A 16,769-nucleotide genomic window follows, 5' to 3' on the forward strand; every position below is an offset into this window, starting at 1 on the left:
TCGGTCGTCATGAACCTGACGACACGCCGTCCCCGTGCTGTCCTCGCCACGCTCGTGACAGGGGCCACCATGACCGCACTGATCGCCCCTGCCGGTGCGGAGGCCGCCGACCGTTCCGTCCTCGATGGCACCACCGTCGCCGCCGCTGCCGCGCCGACCGTCGACGAGACCTTCGACGGCTCGGCGCTGCCGGCCGGCTGGACCCCGGTGGAAGGGACCTGGAAGGTGCAGGGCGGCCGCCTGGTCGGCAGCTCCACCTCCTCCGGCCAGCAGAGCCGCATCACGTTCGGCTCGCCCCTGACCGACTTCCGGATCGAGAGCCGGCTGCGCTTCGACTCGGCCCTCGACGCCGGCCGCTGGGTGGCCTTCGGGCTCGACCTCGCGCCGAGCGGTGCGGTGCCGTGGTCGATCGCGACGCTGCGGAACGGGTCGACCGCGGCCAACGGGCTCGAGTTCGCCCAGCGCACCGTGGCGAACACCTGGAACGTCACCGACACCGCTGCGGCACCCGTTGCGGTGGGCGTCGGCAAGGACGTCGACCTCGCCGTCGAGGTCCGCGGCACCCGCGCCACCTGGTACGTCGAGGGCCGCGAGGCGCTCCGCACCACGATGGTCAGCCGCAGTACGGCGGGTGTGCAGGGGCTGGTCGTGAACGGCTCCACCGTGTCGTTCGACAACCTCAAGGTGACGCCGCTCGGTAAGGAGTCGTTCATCCGCGGCCGCGGTGCGCCGCTGCGCGTCTGGGCGCACCGCGGTGGGTCCGCCGCCGCGCCCGAGAACACCGCGGCGTCCGACGAGGTGGCGCGCCGGGCCAGGGCCGAGTGGATCGAGAACGACGTCCAGCCGACGAAGGACGGCGTACCGGTGATCCTGCACGACACCACCGTGGACCGGACCACCGACGGCACCGGCGCGATCCGCGACCTCACGCTCGCCCAGGTCTCCGCGCTGGATGCCGGGTCGTGGTTCGCGCCCGCGTTCACCGGGCAGCGGGTGCCGACGCTCGGGCAGCAGCTCGACGGGCTCCGGACCCGCGGCGGGAACCTGCTGCTGGAGGTCAAGGGCGCGCACACCCGGGACTCGGTCGCGCGGATCGTCGCCGAGATCCGCGACCGCGGAATGGCGAGCCGGGTCTTCGTGCAGAGCTTCGAGCCGCAGCACCTGCGCTGGGTCGCCGAGCTGGCTCCGGAGCTGCCGCTGGGCCTGCTCCGCAGCACGCTCGACCCGGACCCGGTCGCGATCGCCAAGGACCTCGGGCTGTCCGCGTACAACCCGTCGGACGCGGCCTTCCAGACCCGGCCGGGCATCGTGAGCGCGCTGCACGACGCCGGGGTGGCGGTCAACGTGTGGACCGTCGACGACGCGAACCGCTGGAACAGCCTGGAGAAGGCCGGCGTCGACGGCATCATCACCAACCGGCCCGCTGAGCTCTACGGCTGGAACGCGGCGTACCTGCAACGGACCGCGCCGCGGGCCACCGTCCTCAGCCCGGCCGCGGGCCAGCGGATCGACCGGGCCCAGCGGGCGAAGGTGGCCGTCGGCAACAACTCGGCGGAGCCGGTGACGATCATGCTGGACGGTACGCCGATCGCGAACGGCGCGACGCTGGACGCGACCACGCTGACCGCCGGCGAGCACGTCCTCCGGGCCGAGGTAGCCGGCGCGGTCACCGAGTCACGGTTCGAGATCGTGGCCACGCCGACCGGGCTGGCCGACCTGATCCTCACCTCGGGCGCCCGCCCGTCGACCGTGTCCACCCTCACCACGCTGCTCGGCCGGCGCGAGTACCGGGCGCTTGCCACCTACGCGAACACCTCGGCCGCTCAAGGTCTCACGGCCGACCGGCGCCGGCAGATCGTCGCCGAAGCCAACGCCCTCACCTCGCAGTAACTCACATCGCCTCGGTCTCCCGCGCCGCGATCGTGCGGTACGAAGCCCGGATGAGTTCGACGACGGTGTCGGTGGTGCGGTCGAGGTGGGTGCGGCCGTCGGGTAACACCGCCGTCGGGCTGATGTAGCTCCGGGGGCCGACGTGAGTGGCCGGATCGAGCAACCGGACCGTGACCTTCCCCGCGCGCACCGCGCGGTTCCAGCCGCTGCGCCGGAACAGCCGCCAGCGCTGCGGGAAGATCCAGGTCCCGAACCGCTCGATCCGGTCACTCGTGCTCGTCAGCTGATAGACATGCTCGACCCGCGCCAGGTCGTTGGCGCCGTTGTGAAATCCGCCGAGCATGATCAGCAGCACCGGCGCCCGCAACTGCCGCTCGAGCTCGTCGACCGCGCCGGTCGAGACCTGCGCTCCCCCGCTGTAGCTCAGCAGCACGACCGGGATCCCGCTGCCCGCCCGGTACCCGGCCAGCCGGAGCTGTACGACGATCTGGTTGCCGACGGCACGGTTGTACAGCGGCCGGTACCGCCGATCGGCCGCGACGAACGTCTGCATGACGTTGTGCAGGAACAACAACAGCCCCGCCCGGCGCCGCAGCCACGCCCACACCGGCCGATCGGCGAGCGGATCGGCCAGCGGCGAGTACGGCTGGACCTGCCCCAGCACCCGCAGCTCCGGCGCCTTCGCGAGCACCGCCTGGACGAGCTGCCCGCCGTCCCGGGTGTCCCGGAACTGCCGCTTCCCGATGCCGTCGAGGTACACCAGGTACGCCGTCGGCGGCCGATCGGGCGCGGCACCGCGCGCGTACGGCAGGCCGTCCGGCAGCTCGGTGTTCGGCACCCGCCAGCCGACGCTGTACGCGAGGACCTCGTACCGGGCGAGCAGCCCTTCGACGATCAGGGCGACACCGAGCCCACCGAGCCAGAACAGCAGACTGTTCACGCGCCCGCCTCCACTACCCCGATCGCCAGCAGCCGTGCGACGAGACGCCGTACGACGTCCACGGCACAGGCGAGACCGAGCGCGGCCACGGTCACGCAGCCCGCCGCCACTGCCCAGCCGAGCCCGCTCGCCGTCGCCAGCGGTCCGGTGAGGCCGGCGCCGACCGCGACCAGGAGCACCAGGTGCAGCAACGGCCCGAGCCACGGGAACGACAAGACGCCCGCAAGGACCAGTGGTGCGACCAACGCCGGTGTCCACGCCGGCCCCGTGGCATCGGGTGTCGGACCGGACGCCACCAGCTCGGCCACGGCCCACGCGACCCGCGGCCAGAACGCGATGACCGCGGCCTCGACGAGAGTTCCGCTGAGCAGTAGCCCGACGACGACCGGCCGCGACATCCCTGGACGACGGGACACGAGCGGCAGCACCCGTCCTGTTGCCTCGGACAACCCGGCGATCAGGACCAGCACCATGACGGCCGACATCAGCCCGGCCTCAGCTGGGTCTGCGATCCGGTCTGCAAGTACTGCTCGAGCTCGTCGGCGGCCCGCTCGTAGCCGCCTGCTTCGCGTTGGGCGGTTCGCAGTACGGCCGCGGCGTCGGCGAACCTGGACTCGTCGAGGAGCCTTTGCGCGAGCGTGCGTACAGCCGTCTCGGTGACCTCTTCGGTGCGGATCGACAAACCGGCGCCGAGCTCGACGATCCGGGAGGCCACCAGCGGCTGGTCGGCGCCTTGCGGTACGACGAGCAGCGGCACGCCGGCGTACATCGCCTCGTTGACGCTGTTCATGCCGCCGTGAGTGACGAACAGCGAGGCTCGCGCGAGCACCTCGGGTTGTGGGACCGAGCTGCACAGGAGGACGTTGCGGGGCAGCGGCGCGAGCGCGGCCGGATCGGTCTGGCCGGTGGCGACGACCACGGTGCCGCCCAGCGGGGCGAGCGCGGTCGCGAAGCGGTGCAGGAGCTGCGGATCGGCCTTGAACACGGTGCCCAGTGACACGTACAGCACCGGGTTCCGGAGGCTGCCGAGCGGGAACGACGGATCCGGCGGGCGGGCGCCGATGCTGGGACCGACGAAACGGTACGCCGGGGTGAGCTCGTTGGCGCCGGGCTGGAACCGCCGGGAGGTGTAGACGAGATTGAGCGGCTGCCGAAGGTTGCCGAGGTCAACCAACGGCAGGCCCTTGGTGTCGTAGCGCCGACGGAGTTCGCGGCGCGCCTGGAGGTATCCCGCGACGATTCCGGGACTTCTCGCGGCGGACTGCAGGAGGCTTGTCGAGACCGCGGTCGGGCTGGGGACGTACCTGTTGAAGGCGAACGTGGTGAACGACGACGCAGCCGGCACGCCGAGTTCCCGGGCGGCGATCGCGCCCCACAAGCAGGCCGAGTCGTGGACGATCAGGTCCGGCTTCAGTCCCCGCAGCTCGTCGAGCGCGGCCGGAAGCACCTGTACGGCGGTGCGGGCTAGTCCAGCCAGCAACGCGACGGGCGTCGGTGGATCGGGCAACGGCTGGTCGCCGCCGGCGTACAGCCGTACCGTGGCGCCCGCACGCTCGACCTCGGCGGCGAAGGCGGGCGAGGTGTGATAGCTGACCCGGTGGCCGCGGCGGACCAGCTCGGCGACGATCGGGAGCGTCGGATTGACCCGGCCGTGCATGGCGATGTTGAGGAAGGCGATCGTGCTCATGGGCTGGTTCCTGTCTGGACACGGGCAGGCGAGGTCTCGGCGTCGGGGTTGACTCGGTACAGGCCGGGGCCGTCGACGTACAGGTCGTCGAGGAAGCGCTCGGCCGCGACGGTCGCGCTGGAGATCAGCCGCCGCGAGTGCCCGAAGTCCCAAGGGGGCAGGCCATTTGTCGACACCGGTCGGGAGTACGACGGTCGGGAGGTACTGGGCAACGGCGTGCAGGTCGCACTCGACCTGGTGGTGCACCTGCAGGACGGCGGCCCTTGAGGCGATCGCGCCGGCGCGCTGGCGTGGGGTGACCGGGGGCAACGGCCAACTCGCGGGCCCGGTGGAGAGTACGAGGACGCTGGCCGCGCCTGCCGCTTGAGCTGCGCGGATGGGTACGTAGGCGATCAGGCCGCCGTCGACGAGGGTCCGCTCGTCCCTGACGACCGGCGGCAGGGCGCCCGGGATGGCGGAGCTCGCCAGCAGTGCGGATTCGAGATCCCCGTGGTCGAGGCGCACCTCCGCGCCGCTCGCGAGGTCCATCGCGACCGCGGTGAACGGGACCGCCAGCTCCTCGATCCGGCTGGGCAGCTCGGCGCGCGCGATCAGCCGGGGCAGGCCGCGATCCGAGAACAGGCTGGCGCGCGACGACAGGTACCCGAGCGGGAAGACCTCCCGGCGCCGCAGGTGGACCCACACGTCGTCCAGCCACTCCGCGGCCGACTCCGGGTGCGCGGCGGCGATGGCTCCGGTCAGCGCGCCGACCGACGTACCGACAATCAGATCCGGCACGAACCCGCGCCGCTCCAGCGCATGCCCAACACCCACATGGGCCGCACCAAGCACCCCGCCGCCACCCAGCACCGCAGCCACCGGCCGCGGCAACCCCGCCAAACCTTCCACCACTCACCTCCCTGCTGCCCTCTCACCTGAAAGGACCGGGCACTCCGCAGATTTGTGACGGCGTTTGGTGCCGGGGTACCGGAGAGTCTTGGCGAGGGACGGAGGACCTGATGTCGATCTGGGAGCGGTTCCAGCGGTGGCGGCTGTCGCACAAGGTGAACGAGTCCGACGCCCCCGCCGACACCAGCACCGCGATGACAAGAGCAACCGGCGGCGACCCGGACAACGGCACGCCAACCACCACCGGCACCGGCACCAGCGGCGAGTTCGTAGGCCGAGTAGCCGGCGACGACACCACAACCGAAGAATCCGGCGCCGAACGCCGAGCCCGATTCCACCCCCACGGCAAACACCGCGCCGACAGCTGAGCGCGGGATGGGTGTTCAGCGGGGCAGGGCACTGCGCGCGGGGCTCAGACGCGTTTGCGCGTTTCCTGGTCGACGGGCGTCCCTCGCCCCTCATGACCCGAGCCGGTCCCGGAGGCGCGGTCACGGGTCGCGCCACCCCGGGGTAGCTGCTGGGGTCAGGCGGCGGTGAGATGGCGCGGATGCCGTGGGTCGCGACCTGTGACCGCCGCCGTGGGTGGCGGCGGTCGGATAGGTCAGGCGCGGTCGCGGACTTCTTCAGTGCCTGCTTGGCGGGCGCAGTTGGCGCAGCAGTAGATGGTGTCGTCTGCTTGGACGCCGTGGCCCAGGATTCGGCAGTTGCAGTGGGCGCAGGTGGGTGCGATCGCCTGGGCGGCGCACTCGATGCTGTCGAAGGTGTGTTCCTTCCGGTCGGGTGTGGTCACCGTGAAGGCACCGTCGTACTCGTTCCCACACACCTCACAGGCCGCCATGACCATCTCCCGTCAGCTCTTCGACGCGGCCTTGCCGCCCTTGCGGCCGGCCTTCTTCTTCTGGGCGGTGGTACCGCCCTGACTGCTGTCGCCGCCCTTCCCGCTCTGCTTGCCGCCGTGTTCGCTCGACTTCGACGCGTTCGAGATCCGCGCGGCACGCTGCTTGGACATGCCCTTGTCTTTCAGGGCCTCGTACTGCTTCTCGTTCTTCACGTTCGCGGACTTGCTGGGCATCAGAACCTCCACTAGCTCGTACGCCGCCGGTACCCAGCCGCCGCCCTCCTACCCAAGAAAACAACGGGACTAGTGCGGAACAGCCCCGAAGTGGCATCCTGAACCCACGGCGCGTTGAACAGTCAGCAGCCGGAGCACCCCGCGGGCTGACTGGAGGACCCCATGACCGTTGGTGGCGTCGACACGTACTACGACTACGACGAGAAGCAGTGGAAGAGCCGACGCCTAGGCGGCGGCCCCATCCACCGCACCCCCGTATGCCCCACCCCACCCAAACCACACCCCGACCCCACCACCATCCGCACCGTCGAGGCAGACCGCACGGAGGGGGCAGAACCGCACCGCCGGACAGCGGCGGGGTAGGCCGCACTGGGTGGCTACGACGGGGTAGGCCGCACGGCCGGGACCGGCGGGTAGCCGGGGTAGCCGGCACCGGCGGGTAGCCGGTTCGTCGGGTAGGCAGCACCGACGGGTAGTCGGGTAGGCGGCAACGCCGGGACGAGCCAGACCGGAGCCTCCTGCACCCCGACACCGCCCGCACCGCCGGAACCGGCTGAACCGCCAACGTCGGCCGTACCGCTGGCGTCGGTCACACCCGCCCGGACGTGCCGACCTGAGCTCTTGGCTGTCCCGGCACCACACCCACCGTCTGCATCGGGCGCCTACGGAGCGTCGGTCTCAGTGGTGCGGAAACCAACAGCAGCGGGGGATTCGGGGCGTTTCGGCCCTTTGGCGCGGTGTCGGCGGCTGGGCGGGCGGGTACCGGAGGGGTGCTTCGCGCCGGGCTGCCCTCGGCCAGGCCGAGTGCAGCCAAGCTCGAAGGCCGGGTCTCGTCCTGGCAATCGGCTAGGCGCCCGGCGTGAGGCCTGGGGACCTGCCGTCAGCGTGCCGTACCTGCCCGCCGTACTTCCCCGCCGTACCTGCCCGCCGTACCTGCCCGCCGTACCTGCCCGCCGTACCTGCCCGCCGTACCTGCCCGCCGTACCTGCCCGCCCTGCCTGGATCTGTCGGACTGAGCTGGGAGTCTGTTTGGTTGCTTGTGTGGGGTGGGGAGGGGAACCGGGCGGGTATGGCTACCGAGAAGCAGAAGTCGGCTGCGCGGAAGAATGTTCGTAAGGCGGCTAAGGCGGCTAGTTCGCAGAAGTCGATTGCGAGTATGCCGAAGGAGACGCGTACGGCGTTGGGCAAGCAGGGTGCTGCGGTCGCGCAGCGCAAGCGGTCCGGTGGGTCTGAGCCGAAGACTCGTCAGGAGCTGTACCGGGAAGCTCAGAAACGTGGCATTCCCGGGCGCTCCAAGATGGGGCGCGACGAACTCGAACGCGCCCTCCGCGGCTGAACCCGGGCGAGCTCGGTCCCCTCCGGGGATGAATCCGGCGGCGCTCAGTCGCCTCCGCGGCTGGACTCGACGTTTACCCCCGCGGCCGGAGCCGGCGTTGCTGAGCCGGCTCGGCGGCTGAGACCGGCGTTGCTGAGTCGCGTCCGCGGCTGGAGTCGGCGGTGGTGAGTCGGCTTCGCGGGGTGAGTCGGCGATAGTGGGCCGGCTTTGGGGGCGAAGCGTCGGTGTGCGGTGTTCAGTCGGCTTCCAGTTTGTCGGGCAGGATTACGTTTATCAGCCAGCTGACTACTGTGATGATCAGGGCGCCTAGGAGGGCTGTGCCGAAGCCTTCTACCTGGAAGGGGATGTCCAGGCCGTCGCTGATCCAGGAGGTCAGTAGGAGCATCAGTGCGTTGATGACGAAGATCAGTAGGCCCAGTGTCAGCACTATGAATGGGAGCGACAGGATTGTCGCCAGGGGTTTGACCAGTGCGTTGACCAGGCCGAAGATTGCCGCCACCACCAACAGGGTGATCACCCGGCGGGTGGTACTTGTGCCGCTCACGGTGATGTCGTTCAGCAGCCACGCTGCCGCGGCTAGTGCGATCGCGTTGACGATCAGTCTCATCAGCAGTTTCATGATCAGCCTCCGAACACGCCGGCCAGGCGCTTGCGGGCCTTTCGCCCGGCCTTCTTGCTTCGCTTGACCGGCTTCATCCGCTTCACCGACTTCAGCTGCTTGGCCGGTTTCGGGCGCGGAATCATCAGCTGTACGCCGTACCCGTACAGCCGCAGGCCGAGCGCCATCAGTGGGATGCCCAACGGCAGCAGGACCACGGTGATGCACAGCACCGCGGCGACGAGCATCACCACCGTGGCGAGCACCCACACCAACGCCGCACCGATCCCTCGGAAAACCTTCATCTCGATCACCTACTCGGACAACAGCGAACCCAACGGACCGAGGTCGATGTTGAGGTCCGACGTACTCAGACCGAACTGCTCGCGCAGCGCCGTCATGGCTTCCTCGAGCCGCATCAGCCCGAGCCCGAGCTCCTCGACCTGCGCCGTACTCAGGTCGCCCTGGTCCATCCGGCGGATGGCCTGGCGTTCCATCAGCTGGCGGACGAGTTCCACGATCGTCAGCACCAGCTTGAAGAGCTCGCGTTCGACCGTGTCCGCGTTCGCGTCGATCCGCTCGGTGAGCGGTACCAGCGGCTCAACCATCGGAGGTCATCTCCTCACGCACCGAGGCGATCACCGCTGACAGCTGGATCCGCACCAGGTCGACCTCGGCCAGCGAGATCACGACGTCGCCGGTGATGACGACGCCTTTGCCCAGCAGCCGGTCGAGCAGGTCGACGAGGCTGGGCTCGGTGGCGACGGTGGTCGCGGTCTGCACGGTCATGGCTTGTCCAGTACGGCGAACGAGTACGGCGGCCAGGGCCCGTCCAGCTCGACGTCGAACGACGGGTACCGGGACCGCAACTCGTTGACCAGCTCGAAGAACTCGGTACTGCGGTCGTCGTCGACGAGGAACGCCGCGTTCAGCGCCATGCTCTCCGCGCGCCCGGTCAGCCGCTGGTCCTGCGGCGCGAGCCGCCGGGTCGCGGCCGTCGCCGGTACCAGGTCCCGCAGCAGCTGCTCGGCGAGCATCTCCTGGTCCGCGGCGACCTCCTGCCGGCTGCGGAGCTCGGCGCGGCGGCGCTGCAGGTACGCGACGCCGGACGACGGCGCCTCCGCCTCGACCGCGGCCGGCGTCGGGGTCCGCATCCGGTTGAAGGCCTTCACGCTCCACTCGCTGCGCCGGTCGATCCGGTCGAGCGCCGGCGTGAGGTCGTCGTACAACTCTTCGATCCGGGCCCGCGCGGCGTCGTCCGACCGGTAGATCGTGACGAGCCGGAACGGCGCCAGGGCGGTGGTGAGCGCGGCCGCGCGCCGGACGATCTCGTCGTGCCGCCGGGCGGTCTTCTCCACCCAGGGCAGGCTTTCCAGGTTGGTCCGTAGCGCCGTCTCGCCGAACTCGTCCAGGTCGACGGTGCTGACCACGATGTCCAGGTCGCGGTGGCTGATCATCCGGACCGGCGCGTCGCCGACCCCGACGAGCCGGGTCAGCAGCTCCTCGTCGAGGTGCCGGCCGACCGCGTAGACGTAGGTACCGGTCTCACTCATCGCCGCGCTCCAGTTGCTCGACCCGCTCGCGGAGCTTGCGGTTCTCGTCCGCGAGCTCCTTGGCGTCGGCCGACAGCATCGGGTCGTGTCGCCACCAGTCGATGCCCATCTCCATCGCCTTGTCGACCGAGACCACGAGCAGCCGGATCTTCACGGTCAGCAGCTCGATGTCGAGCAGGTTCACCCGGATGTCGCCGGCGATGATGATGCCCTTGTCGAGTACCCGCTCGAGGATGTCCGCGAGGCCTTCCGGGCGTGGCGCGGCGCCGGCCAGACCGTAGCGGTCCAGGCCCGTGCGGCGCTGCGCGATCGTCGGTTCGGTCATCGCGACTCCCTCAGTCCTGGATCCGTCCGCGGACGTAGCGGTCCGCCCGCCGGTAGCTGATCACGTCGCCGTCGTGGTCGACGTCGACCTCGTACACGGCGAGGATGTCGGTCGTCTCCGGGATCCGGTGCGACTCGACGACCTCGACCTGTACACGCCAGCCGTCGTCCTGCTGCTCGACGCCGATGATCCCCTCGGGGACCTGCCCGATCAGCTGCGCGAGTTCCCGCGCGGCCGTGACGGCGACGGCCCGCAACGACTTCGCCGGAGCGTGCTGCCCGTTCGGCGACCTCGTCCTGGTAGCGGTCGCCTTCTTGACAGGCGCACTCTTCTTCGCTGTGGTCTTTCTCGGTGTGGCCATGTCAGGCCTCCCAACGCTGCCGCTCGTTCGCGGCCAGCAGCCGGGCGAGCAGTTCCTCCTCGGCCGCGGCCGCCTCGTCCGGGTCGAGCTCGCCGGACTCCCGCAAGGCCTCGACCTGTTCGAGCTGCCGGCGGATCCGGGCGGGGTCGTAGTACTCGCTCTCGGCCTGGCGCCGGATCTGCTCGGCCAGCGCGACCGTCATCCGCACCGGCGCGAGCGGCAGCGTCAGCAGGTTCGTCATCAGGCCCATCGCTCCTCCGCGTCCACGAAGTCGTACGGCGCCGTCGGTCCGATCAGCTTCAACCGCGCCCGCCCGGCGAATTCCGCCGCCAGCGCCTCCACCGCGTCCTCGAACGCGGTACGGCGCTTGTCCTCGACGAGCAGCGCCACGTCGAGCAGCCGGTCCAGCCCGGCGCTCTCCCGGACGTTCACCGCCGTCGCGTACCGCTCGAGCTCGGTGAGCAGGCGGCGCCCGTCCTCGACGCTCTTCGCCTCGAGCGCGCGAGCCACCAGCTCGCCCAGCAGTACCCGCTCGCCGTACGACGACGCGTCGGGCCGTTCGCGGGTCACGGCCCGCAGCTGCGCGATGTCGGCGTTCTCCGCGACGACCTCGGTCAGGATCTGCTGCTCGTCGTACCGCGCCCGGACCGTGAACTGCGCATGGCCCGCGAGCTCGCCCAGCATCGCCCGGAACTCGTCGTGCCGCGGCTCCAGCAGCTCGTGCGCGACCGCGTCGACACTCTGCAGCACGGAGCCGAACCGCACGGGAACAACAGGTCCCGCCGTCGCGATCGCGTCGAGCACGTGGCTGTGCGCCATCAGCTCGGCACGGCCCGCCAGCGTGCTCTCCGCGGGCAACGGGCTGGTGACGGCGGCGATGTCGCCGTGCGGGATCAGCACCACCGGCTGCTCGTCGACGCCGACGAGCTCAGCCGGTACGACGACGTCGGCGGCTGCGATGCCGTACAGGTAGCAGCCGAGGCCGACGTCGCGTGGCGTGGTGACGCTCACCCTTCACTCCTCCGGCGACGAGCCGCGGCCTTCTTGGCCGGCCGGCGGCGCGGCCGGGCCTCCTCGTACTCGGCCTCGTCCTCTTCGTCCTCGTCCCGGCGCCGCCGGTCCTCGTCGCGGTCCTCGTCCGAGCCGAGCAGGGCCTCCTTCGCGCCGCTCAGCAGCCCCTTGGACTTGCCCGCCGCGCCGCCCTCGGTGATCTCCGAGACCACGTCCGGGAGGTCCTTGCCCTTCTCGTACAGGTCCAGCCGGTTGGTCGCCTCCGCGAAGCGCAGATAGGTGTCGACGCTCGCGACGACGATCCGGGCGTCGATGGTCAGCAGTTCGATGCCGACCAGCGAGACCCGGACGTAGGCGTCGATCACCAGGCCCTTGTCCAGGATGCTGTCGATGACGTCCGCGAGACTGCTCGGTGCCGGCCGCTCCAGATAGCCTCCGGAGCGACGTGGGCCAGTGGCCGCGATGGTCATGGGTTCACCTTCCAGTCGACTGCTCAGCTCGCGCGGCGACGCGGCCGCTCCTCGGGTTCTTCCTCGTCCTCGTACTCTTCGTCCTCGTACTCGTCGCCGTACTCGTCCTCGTCGCCCTCGGGCTCTTCTTCCTCGTCGGCGTACTCGTCCTCGGGTTCTTCTTCCTCGTCGTACTCGTCCTCGGACTCCGGCTCCTCGTCTTCCTCGTACTCGTCCTCAGGCTCTACTTCCTCGTCGCCCTCGTCCTCGTACTCCTCGTCGCCGTACTCGTCTTCGTCCTCGTACTCGTCCTCGGGCTCTTCGTCCTCGGGCTCTTCTTCCTCGTCGTACTCGTCCTCGGACTCCGGCTCTTCCTCTTCCTCGTACTCGTCCTCAGGCTCCGCTTCCTCGTCACCCTCGTCCTCGTACTCCTCGTCGCCGTACTCGTCCTCGTCCTCGTACTCGTCCTCGGGCTCTTCGTCCTCGGCTTCTTCGTCCTCGTCGTACTCGTCCTCGGACTCCTCGGACTCTTCGGCCTCGCCGCCGTGGATCTCGCCGCGCCAGCCCTCGACCTCGTCCGGGTGCAGCACGACCCGCGTCATCACATGCCGCTGGAAGTGCTTCAGCTCGACCCGGGTCCGCCGCCCCTGTGCGCGCCAGATGTTCCCGACCCGCTCGAACAGCCCCTGCGGGTAGTACTCGAGGACCACGATGATCCGGGTCAGGTTGGCGGCCAGCTCGTGGAACGTCACGGTCCCGTCGACGTGGCCCTTCTCGCCCTTCGAGCGCCAGACGATCTTGTCCTCCGGCACCTGCTCGAGGATGGTCGCCTCCCAGGTCCGGTGCGACCAGAGGATCTTCGCCTTGAACTCGAGCTTCTCGTCGGTCTCCTGCTCGACCCGCTCGACCTTCTTCATGAACCCGGAGAAGTCCTGGAACTGGGTCCACTGGTTGTACGCGACCTCGATCGGCACGCCGACGTCGATCGACTCGATGATCGTGGTCGCCTTGAGCGGATTCTTCTGGCCCCCACTGCCGGATCCCCCGCCCAGCGCCTCGACAGCCTTGTCCTTCGCACCCATCACTCCGCCCTTCAACGCACCCAGCAACGGGGACCCGCCGGTGGCCGCCGCCTTGCCCCCTTCGGCCAGGGCCTTACCGGTGACCCCGCCGTTGGCCGCCATGTCGGTCAGCCGCTCGGCCAGGCCGGAGATCTTGTCCGACGCGACCTCCGCCGTCCGCTCCGCCGCGGCCGAGAGCGCGTCCTGGAGCTCGCTCTTCAACCGGTCGACGGGCAGCTCGTCGAGGATCGACCGGCCCCCGTTCTGCTCCTCGCTGCGCGATCGTTCGGCCATCGCCGGTCACCCGCGCTTCCGCGCCGAGGACCCGCCCTGAGACCCGCTGGTGCTCTTCTTGGCCGCGGTCTTCTTCGCAGTGGTCTTCTTGGCGGCGCTCTTCTTCGCCGCGGTCTTCTTGGCGGCCGTCTTCCGCGGCGGCGCGCTCTTCTTCGCCGCGCTCTTCTTCGCGGGAGCCTTCTTCGCGGTCGACTTCGCGGTCCGCTTCGAGGTCGCCGCCTTCTTGGCGGGCGCCTTCCGCGTACCGGTGCTCGTACCACCGCTGCTCGCGGCCTTCGCCGCCGTCTTCTTCGCCGTACGACGCGAACCACCGCGTCCCGGCCCGTCACCGGAGGACGACCCGCGCCGCGAGCCCCGCCGGCGCTCGTCCCGCTCGGCCTCGTCCCGCTGGGACTCGTCCTGCTCAGCCTCGTCCTGCTCGGCCTCGTCCTGGTCGCTGTCGTCGCGCCCGGAGCTATCCGCGCTCGAGCGGCGTCCTTCGCGACGAGCAGTGACGGTACGGCGTCCCGGCCGACGGCGCCGCCGCGGCCGCTCTTCCTCGGCCTCGTCCGCTCCGCCGCCGGACTCCTCCGACTCGCTGCCCGACGACAGCAACCGGTCGGTCCGGTCCCGGATCGAGTCACTCACCCGGTTCAGCCGGTTGCTCGCGGCGGCCACCGCCGCCTCCCGGCCGGCCGTGACCAGTTTGCCCCGGACCTGGTCGGACAGCTTGGCGAGCTCGGGATTCTTCTCCGCCAGGGTCGCGAGTTGCTGCGCGATCGCGCGTGGATCGGTCGCAATCCGCTTACCGGCCAGCAATCCCCCGACGGTGATTGCCAGCCGCAATTTCTTGGTGCGGCCGAGCAGATATCCGCTCGCGACGGCGGCCGCCACCTTTGCGGTGGTGTTCATAATTCTCCCTCACACTGGTACGGCCCCCGGAGTTCGGTCCGGGTGGCCTGTGGCAACGACCGGTCGGTGCGGCCGGATCACTCGGCGAGTGCGGCGATCCGGCGCAGGACGGGCAGGCTGGGGTACTTCTCGCGGCGTACCTTGCGCAGCAGCAGCCGGACGTAGATCTGCACCTCGTCGGGCCGCAGCAGCGACTCGATCAGGTCCAGCATCGAGATCGACGGGAAGCGGTCTTCCGCCACCTTGTCGAGCAGGGCGTCGAGCAACAGCTCGCGGGCCTGGGGTTTCCGCGCTTCGGCCATCTTCACTCCCGGCGCGTCAGTCGTGGATGTCGCGACGTTCGTGGACGGCCGTGTGCGTCGTCCGGCGCTGGTTGGCGAACATCAGCGCGACCGCGAGACCGATCGCCCCGGCGCCCATCAGCACGTACCCGACGACGGTCAGGTCGACGCCGCTGAGCCGGTCCGACACACCGAAGGCCAGAATTCCGCCCACGGCGAGCAGGAAAACAGACATTCCGATTCCCATGGGTTCCTCCTCGTGACCCGCCCCGTTCCGTAAATGACAACAATCACGCGGTACCCGCGCCGGATGCGGTAAAACGATCAGCCCCGGCCCTACTTTGCGCGAAGAATTGACCGCGATACGCAGCGGTTCAACCAAACGATCATTTCAAATGGGCGGCGCGGTACTGCGTCGGACGCAGCGCCTTCAGCTCGCGGAAGCGCCGGTTGAAGTTCGCGAGGTTGCGGTAGCCGCTGCGCGCGGCGATCTCGGTGACCGGCAGCGAGGTGGTGGTGAGCAGCAGGCAGGCCGTCTCGATCCGGAGCTGATTGACGTAGTCGGTGAGCGTGCACCCGATGGCACGGCGGAAGAACCGGCTGAACGACGTCGGCGTCATGTGCACGAGCCCGGCGACATCGTCAAGCAGCACCGGCTCGGTGTGCGCCTGCTGGAGATACCGGCACACGACATCGACCCGATCCCGTACGGCGGTACTCGGCGCGGCGGCGTACCCGGGACCGGTCACCGGCGTCGAGGCGGTGTCGGCAAGACGATGCAGTACGTCGAGCAGCCGCAGCGTCTGGGTCGCCGGCTCGAGAGCGGGAAGCCGGGCGATGTCCGCGTGCAGCTCCGGCGCGGCGTCCGCGAAGTACAGCCCGCGGGCCGAACGGCTCAGCAGACTCTGGACTGCGCGGAACTGCGGGAGCTCGAAGAAGCCCTCGCCGAGGAAGTCGTGCCGGAACTGCGTGACCGCGGCCTCGGACTGCTCGTCGGACGCGTACGTGTGCGGCAGCTCCGGGCCGAGCAGGACCAGGTCGCCCGGGATGTACCGCTCGACGGTGGTACCCACATACCTCGTACCGGATCCGCCGGTGATCAACGTGAGTTCGTACTCGCGGTGGAAATGCCAGGCGAAGGCAAACCCTGCTTCCCGGCGCGTGAAGCACGTGAACGTCGTACCGCCGGGAACTCCCGGCCGTTCGTAGCGCGGCTTCATACCCCGCGATGCTACGCGGACAACTGAGTACCGGAACCGGTCATCAGCGGCGTAGCGTCGTACGCGTCCCGGTTGGGATCGTGGTCGGCATGACGATCACGACCACCGCCGCCGACGAGCTCGCCACGCCGTACGACGGACTGCCGCCGACCGCGACCGCCGACTTCAACCGCGACGGGTTCGTGCACCTCACCGGGGTGCTGAGCCCGGAAACGATCGCGGAGTACGAGCCGACGATCACCTCCGAGGTGATCCGGCTGAACACCCAGCACCTGCCGCTGGCCGAACGCGACACGTACGGCAAGGCGTTCCTGCAGGTGACGAACCTGTGGCAGCAGAACGCGAAGGTCAAGGAGCTCGTGTTCTCCCGCCGGCTGGCCGGGATCGCCGCCGCGCTGCTCGGCGTGCACGCCGTCCGGCTCTACCACGACCAGGCGTTGTACAAGGAGCCGAGCGGCGGCATCACCCCGTGGCACGCCGACCAGTACTACTGGCCGCTGTCGTCCGACCGGTGCGTGACGATCTGGCTGCCGTTGCAGGAGACGCCGCTGGAGATGGGCCCGCTCGCGTTCGCGCGCGGCAGCCACAACTTCGCGTTCGGCCGCGACCTCCCGATCTCCGACGAGTCCGAGGAACGGTTGCAGGCCGCCGTCGCGGAGCAGCACTTCGACGACGTCGTCGAACCGTTCGCGCTCGGCGACGCCAGCTTCCACCGCGGCTGGACCTTCCACCACGCCGGCCCCAACCGCGGCACGCAACCGCGCCGCGTCATGACCGTCATCTATCTGGACGCCGACATCCGCGCGACCACCCCGACCAACGACAACCAGATCGCCGACCTCGCCAACTGGATGCCCGGCACCGAACCGGGCCAGGTCCCCCGGTCACCGCTGAACCCCGTCCTCAACTGAT

Annotated in this window: 24 protein-coding genes; 4 read left to right on the forward strand and 20 right to left on the reverse strand. The window is 69.9% G+C overall.

Annotation, left to right across the window (positions count from 1 at the left end):
* Nucleotides 1-9: 9 nt before the first annotated feature.
* Nucleotides 10-1,890 carry a glycerophosphodiester phosphodiesterase family protein gene (locus ABN611_RS01675; RefSeq protein ID WP_350277944.1) on the forward strand — a complete coding sequence of 627 codons (1,881 nt, stop codon included), beginning with the start codon at nt 10-12 and terminating at the stop codon, nt 1,888-1,890.
* Nucleotide 1,891: 1 nt separating this feature from the next.
* Here the strand turns inward: ABN611_RS01675 and ABN611_RS01680 are convergent, their stop codons facing one another.
* The 3 genes from ABN611_RS01680 to ABN611_RS01690 are packed head-to-tail and all read right to left on the reverse strand — an operon-like array spanning nt 1,892 to nt 5,405.
* On the reverse strand, nt 1,892-2,830 hold the full coding sequence (locus ABN611_RS01680) for a hypothetical protein (protein ID WP_350277945.1): 939 nt from the start codon (nt 2,828-2,830) through the stop codon (nt 1,892-1,894).
* On the reverse strand, nt 2,827-3,315 hold the full coding sequence (locus ABN611_RS01685; RefSeq protein ID WP_350277946.1) for a hypothetical protein: 489 nt from the start codon (nt 3,313-3,315) through the stop codon (nt 2,827-2,829). The genes ABN611_RS01680 and ABN611_RS01685 overlap by 4 nt, the downstream gene beginning before the upstream one ends.
* Nucleotides 3,315-5,405 carry a macrolide family glycosyltransferase gene (locus ABN611_RS01690; RefSeq protein ID WP_350277947.1) on the reverse strand — a complete coding sequence of 697 codons (2,091 nt, stop codon included), beginning with the start codon at nt 5,403-5,405 and terminating at the stop codon, nt 3,315-3,317. Before ABN611_RS01690 ends, ABN611_RS01685 begins: the two co-directional genes overlap by 1 nt.
* A gap of 110 nt (nt 5,406-5,515) precedes the next feature.
* On the opposite strand from ABN611_RS01690, the gene ABN611_RS01695 reads away from it, so the two are divergent.
* On the forward strand, nt 5,516-5,773 hold the full coding sequence (locus tag ABN611_RS01695) for a hypothetical protein (protein WP_350277948.1): 258 nt from the start codon (nt 5,516-5,518) through the stop codon (nt 5,771-5,773).
* Between the two features lie 233 nt (nt 5,774-6,006).
* Here the strand turns inward: ABN611_RS01695 and ABN611_RS01700 are convergent, their stop codons facing one another.
* The gene (locus ABN611_RS01700) at nt 6,007-6,243 is read right to left on the reverse strand and encodes a hypothetical protein (RefSeq protein WP_350277949.1); all 237 of its coding nucleotides are present in this window, start codon (nt 6,241-6,243) and stop codon (nt 6,007-6,009) included.
* Nucleotides 6,244-6,255: 12 nt separating this feature from the next.
* The gene (locus ABN611_RS01705; RefSeq protein WP_350277950.1) at nt 6,256-6,477 is read right to left on the reverse strand and encodes a hypothetical protein; all 222 of its coding nucleotides are present in this window, start codon (nt 6,475-6,477) and stop codon (nt 6,256-6,258) included.
* Between the two features lie 1,156 nt (nt 6,478-7,633).
* On the opposite strand from ABN611_RS01705, the gene ABN611_RS01710 reads away from it, so the two are divergent.
* Nucleotides 7,634-7,813 carry a hypothetical protein gene (locus ABN611_RS01710; protein ID WP_350277951.1) on the forward strand — a complete coding sequence of 60 codons (180 nt, stop codon included), beginning with the start codon at nt 7,634-7,636 and terminating at the stop codon, nt 7,811-7,813.
* 235 nt (nt 7,814-8,048) lie between these two features.
* Here ABN611_RS01710 and ABN611_RS01715 read toward each other — a convergent pair whose 3' ends face one another.
* The 15 genes from ABN611_RS01715 to ABN611_RS01785 all read right to left on the reverse strand — a co-directional run bounded on the left by ABN611_RS01715 (nt 8,049) and on the right by ABN611_RS01785 (nt 15,857).
* Nucleotides 8,049-8,432 (reverse strand): phage holin family protein, encoded by a 384-nt coding sequence (locus tag ABN611_RS01715; RefSeq protein ID WP_350277952.1) that lies wholly within the window; start codon nt 8,430-8,432, stop codon nt 8,049-8,051.
* 2 nt (nt 8,433-8,434) lie between these two features.
* The gene (locus tag ABN611_RS01720; RefSeq protein ID WP_350277953.1) at nt 8,435-8,716 is read right to left on the reverse strand and encodes a hypothetical protein; all 282 of its coding nucleotides are present in this window, start codon (nt 8,714-8,716) and stop codon (nt 8,435-8,437) included.
* Between the two features lie 9 nt (nt 8,717-8,725).
* Nucleotides 8,726-9,019, reverse strand: a complete 294-nt coding sequence (locus tag ABN611_RS01725; RefSeq protein ID WP_350277954.1) for a gas vesicle protein K — start codon at nt 9,017-9,019, stop codon at nt 8,726-8,728.
* Complete coding sequence (locus tag ABN611_RS01730; RefSeq protein WP_350277955.1) at nt 9,012-9,200, reverse strand: gas vesicle protein; 189 nt, start codon at nt 9,198-9,200, stop codon at nt 9,012-9,014. The genes ABN611_RS01725 and ABN611_RS01730 overlap by 8 nt, the downstream gene beginning before the upstream one ends.
* On the reverse strand, nt 9,197-9,964 hold the full coding sequence (locus ABN611_RS01735) for a GvpL/GvpF family gas vesicle protein (RefSeq protein ID WP_350277956.1): 768 nt from the start codon (nt 9,962-9,964) through the stop codon (nt 9,197-9,199). Before ABN611_RS01735 ends, ABN611_RS01730 begins: the two co-directional genes overlap by 4 nt.
* On the reverse strand, nt 9,957-10,289 hold the full coding sequence (gvpJ, locus tag ABN611_RS01740) for a gas vesicle protein GvpJ (RefSeq protein ID WP_350277957.1): 333 nt from the start codon (nt 10,287-10,289) through the stop codon (nt 9,957-9,959). The genes ABN611_RS01735 and gvpJ (ABN611_RS01740) overlap by 8 nt, the downstream gene beginning before the upstream one ends.
* A gap of 10 nt (nt 10,290-10,299) precedes the next feature.
* Nucleotides 10,300-10,650, reverse strand: coding sequence for a gas vesicle protein (locus ABN611_RS01745; RefSeq protein ID WP_350277958.1), 351 nt, complete (start codon nt 10,648-10,650; stop codon nt 10,300-10,302).
* A gap of 1 nt (nt 10,651) precedes the next feature.
* Nucleotides 10,652-10,891: a gas vesicle protein GvpG gene (locus ABN611_RS01750; protein ID WP_350277959.1), complete on the reverse strand. Its 240-nt coding sequence runs from the start codon at nt 10,889-10,891 to the stop codon at nt 10,652-10,654.
* On the reverse strand, nt 10,891-11,661 hold the full coding sequence (locus tag ABN611_RS01755) for a GvpL/GvpF family gas vesicle protein (RefSeq protein WP_350277960.1): 771 nt from the start codon (nt 11,659-11,661) through the stop codon (nt 10,891-10,893). Before ABN611_RS01755 ends, ABN611_RS01750 begins: the two co-directional genes overlap by 1 nt.
* Nucleotides 11,658-12,131, reverse strand: a complete 474-nt coding sequence (gene gvpJ / locus ABN611_RS01760) for a gas vesicle protein GvpJ (RefSeq protein ID WP_350277961.1) — start codon at nt 12,129-12,131, stop codon at nt 11,658-11,660. Before gvpJ (ABN611_RS01760) ends, ABN611_RS01755 begins: the two co-directional genes overlap by 4 nt.
* Before the next feature lie 23 nt (nt 12,132-12,154).
* Nucleotides 12,155-13,465 carry an SRPBCC family protein gene (locus ABN611_RS01765; RefSeq protein WP_350277962.1) on the reverse strand — a complete coding sequence of 437 codons (1,311 nt, stop codon included), beginning with the start codon at nt 13,463-13,465 and terminating at the stop codon, nt 12,155-12,157.
* Nucleotides 13,466-13,471: 6 nt separating this feature from the next.
* Entirely contained in the window at nt 13,472-14,356 is an 885-nt protein-coding gene (locus ABN611_RS01770; RefSeq protein ID WP_350277963.1) for a hypothetical protein, read from the reverse strand.
* A gap of 77 nt (nt 14,357-14,433) precedes the next feature.
* Entirely contained in the window at nt 14,434-14,658 is a 225-nt protein-coding gene (locus tag ABN611_RS01775; RefSeq protein WP_350277964.1) for a hypothetical protein, read from the reverse strand.
* A gap of 16 nt (nt 14,659-14,674) precedes the next feature.
* Nucleotides 14,675-14,884: a DUF6458 family protein gene (locus ABN611_RS01780; protein ID WP_350277965.1), complete on the reverse strand. Its 210-nt coding sequence runs from the start codon at nt 14,882-14,884 to the stop codon at nt 14,675-14,677.
* Nucleotides 14,885-15,023: 139 nt separating this feature from the next.
* The gene (locus tag ABN611_RS01785; RefSeq protein WP_350277966.1) at nt 15,024-15,857 is read right to left on the reverse strand and encodes an AraC family transcriptional regulator; all 834 of its coding nucleotides are present in this window, start codon (nt 15,855-15,857) and stop codon (nt 15,024-15,026) included.
* A gap of 89 nt (nt 15,858-15,946) precedes the next feature.
* On the opposite strand from ABN611_RS01785, the gene ABN611_RS01790 reads away from it, so the two are divergent.
* Nucleotides 15,947-16,768 carry a phytanoyl-CoA dioxygenase family protein gene (locus tag ABN611_RS01790; protein ID WP_350277967.1) on the forward strand — a complete coding sequence of 274 codons (822 nt, stop codon included), beginning with the start codon at nt 15,947-15,949 and terminating at the stop codon, nt 16,766-16,768.
* Nucleotide 16,769 lies beyond the last annotated feature (1 nt).

Source organism: Kribbella sp. HUAS MG21 (assembly GCF_040254265.1).
Taxonomy (GTDB): domain Bacteria; phylum Actinomycetota; class Actinomycetes; order Propionibacteriales; family Kribbellaceae; genus Kribbella.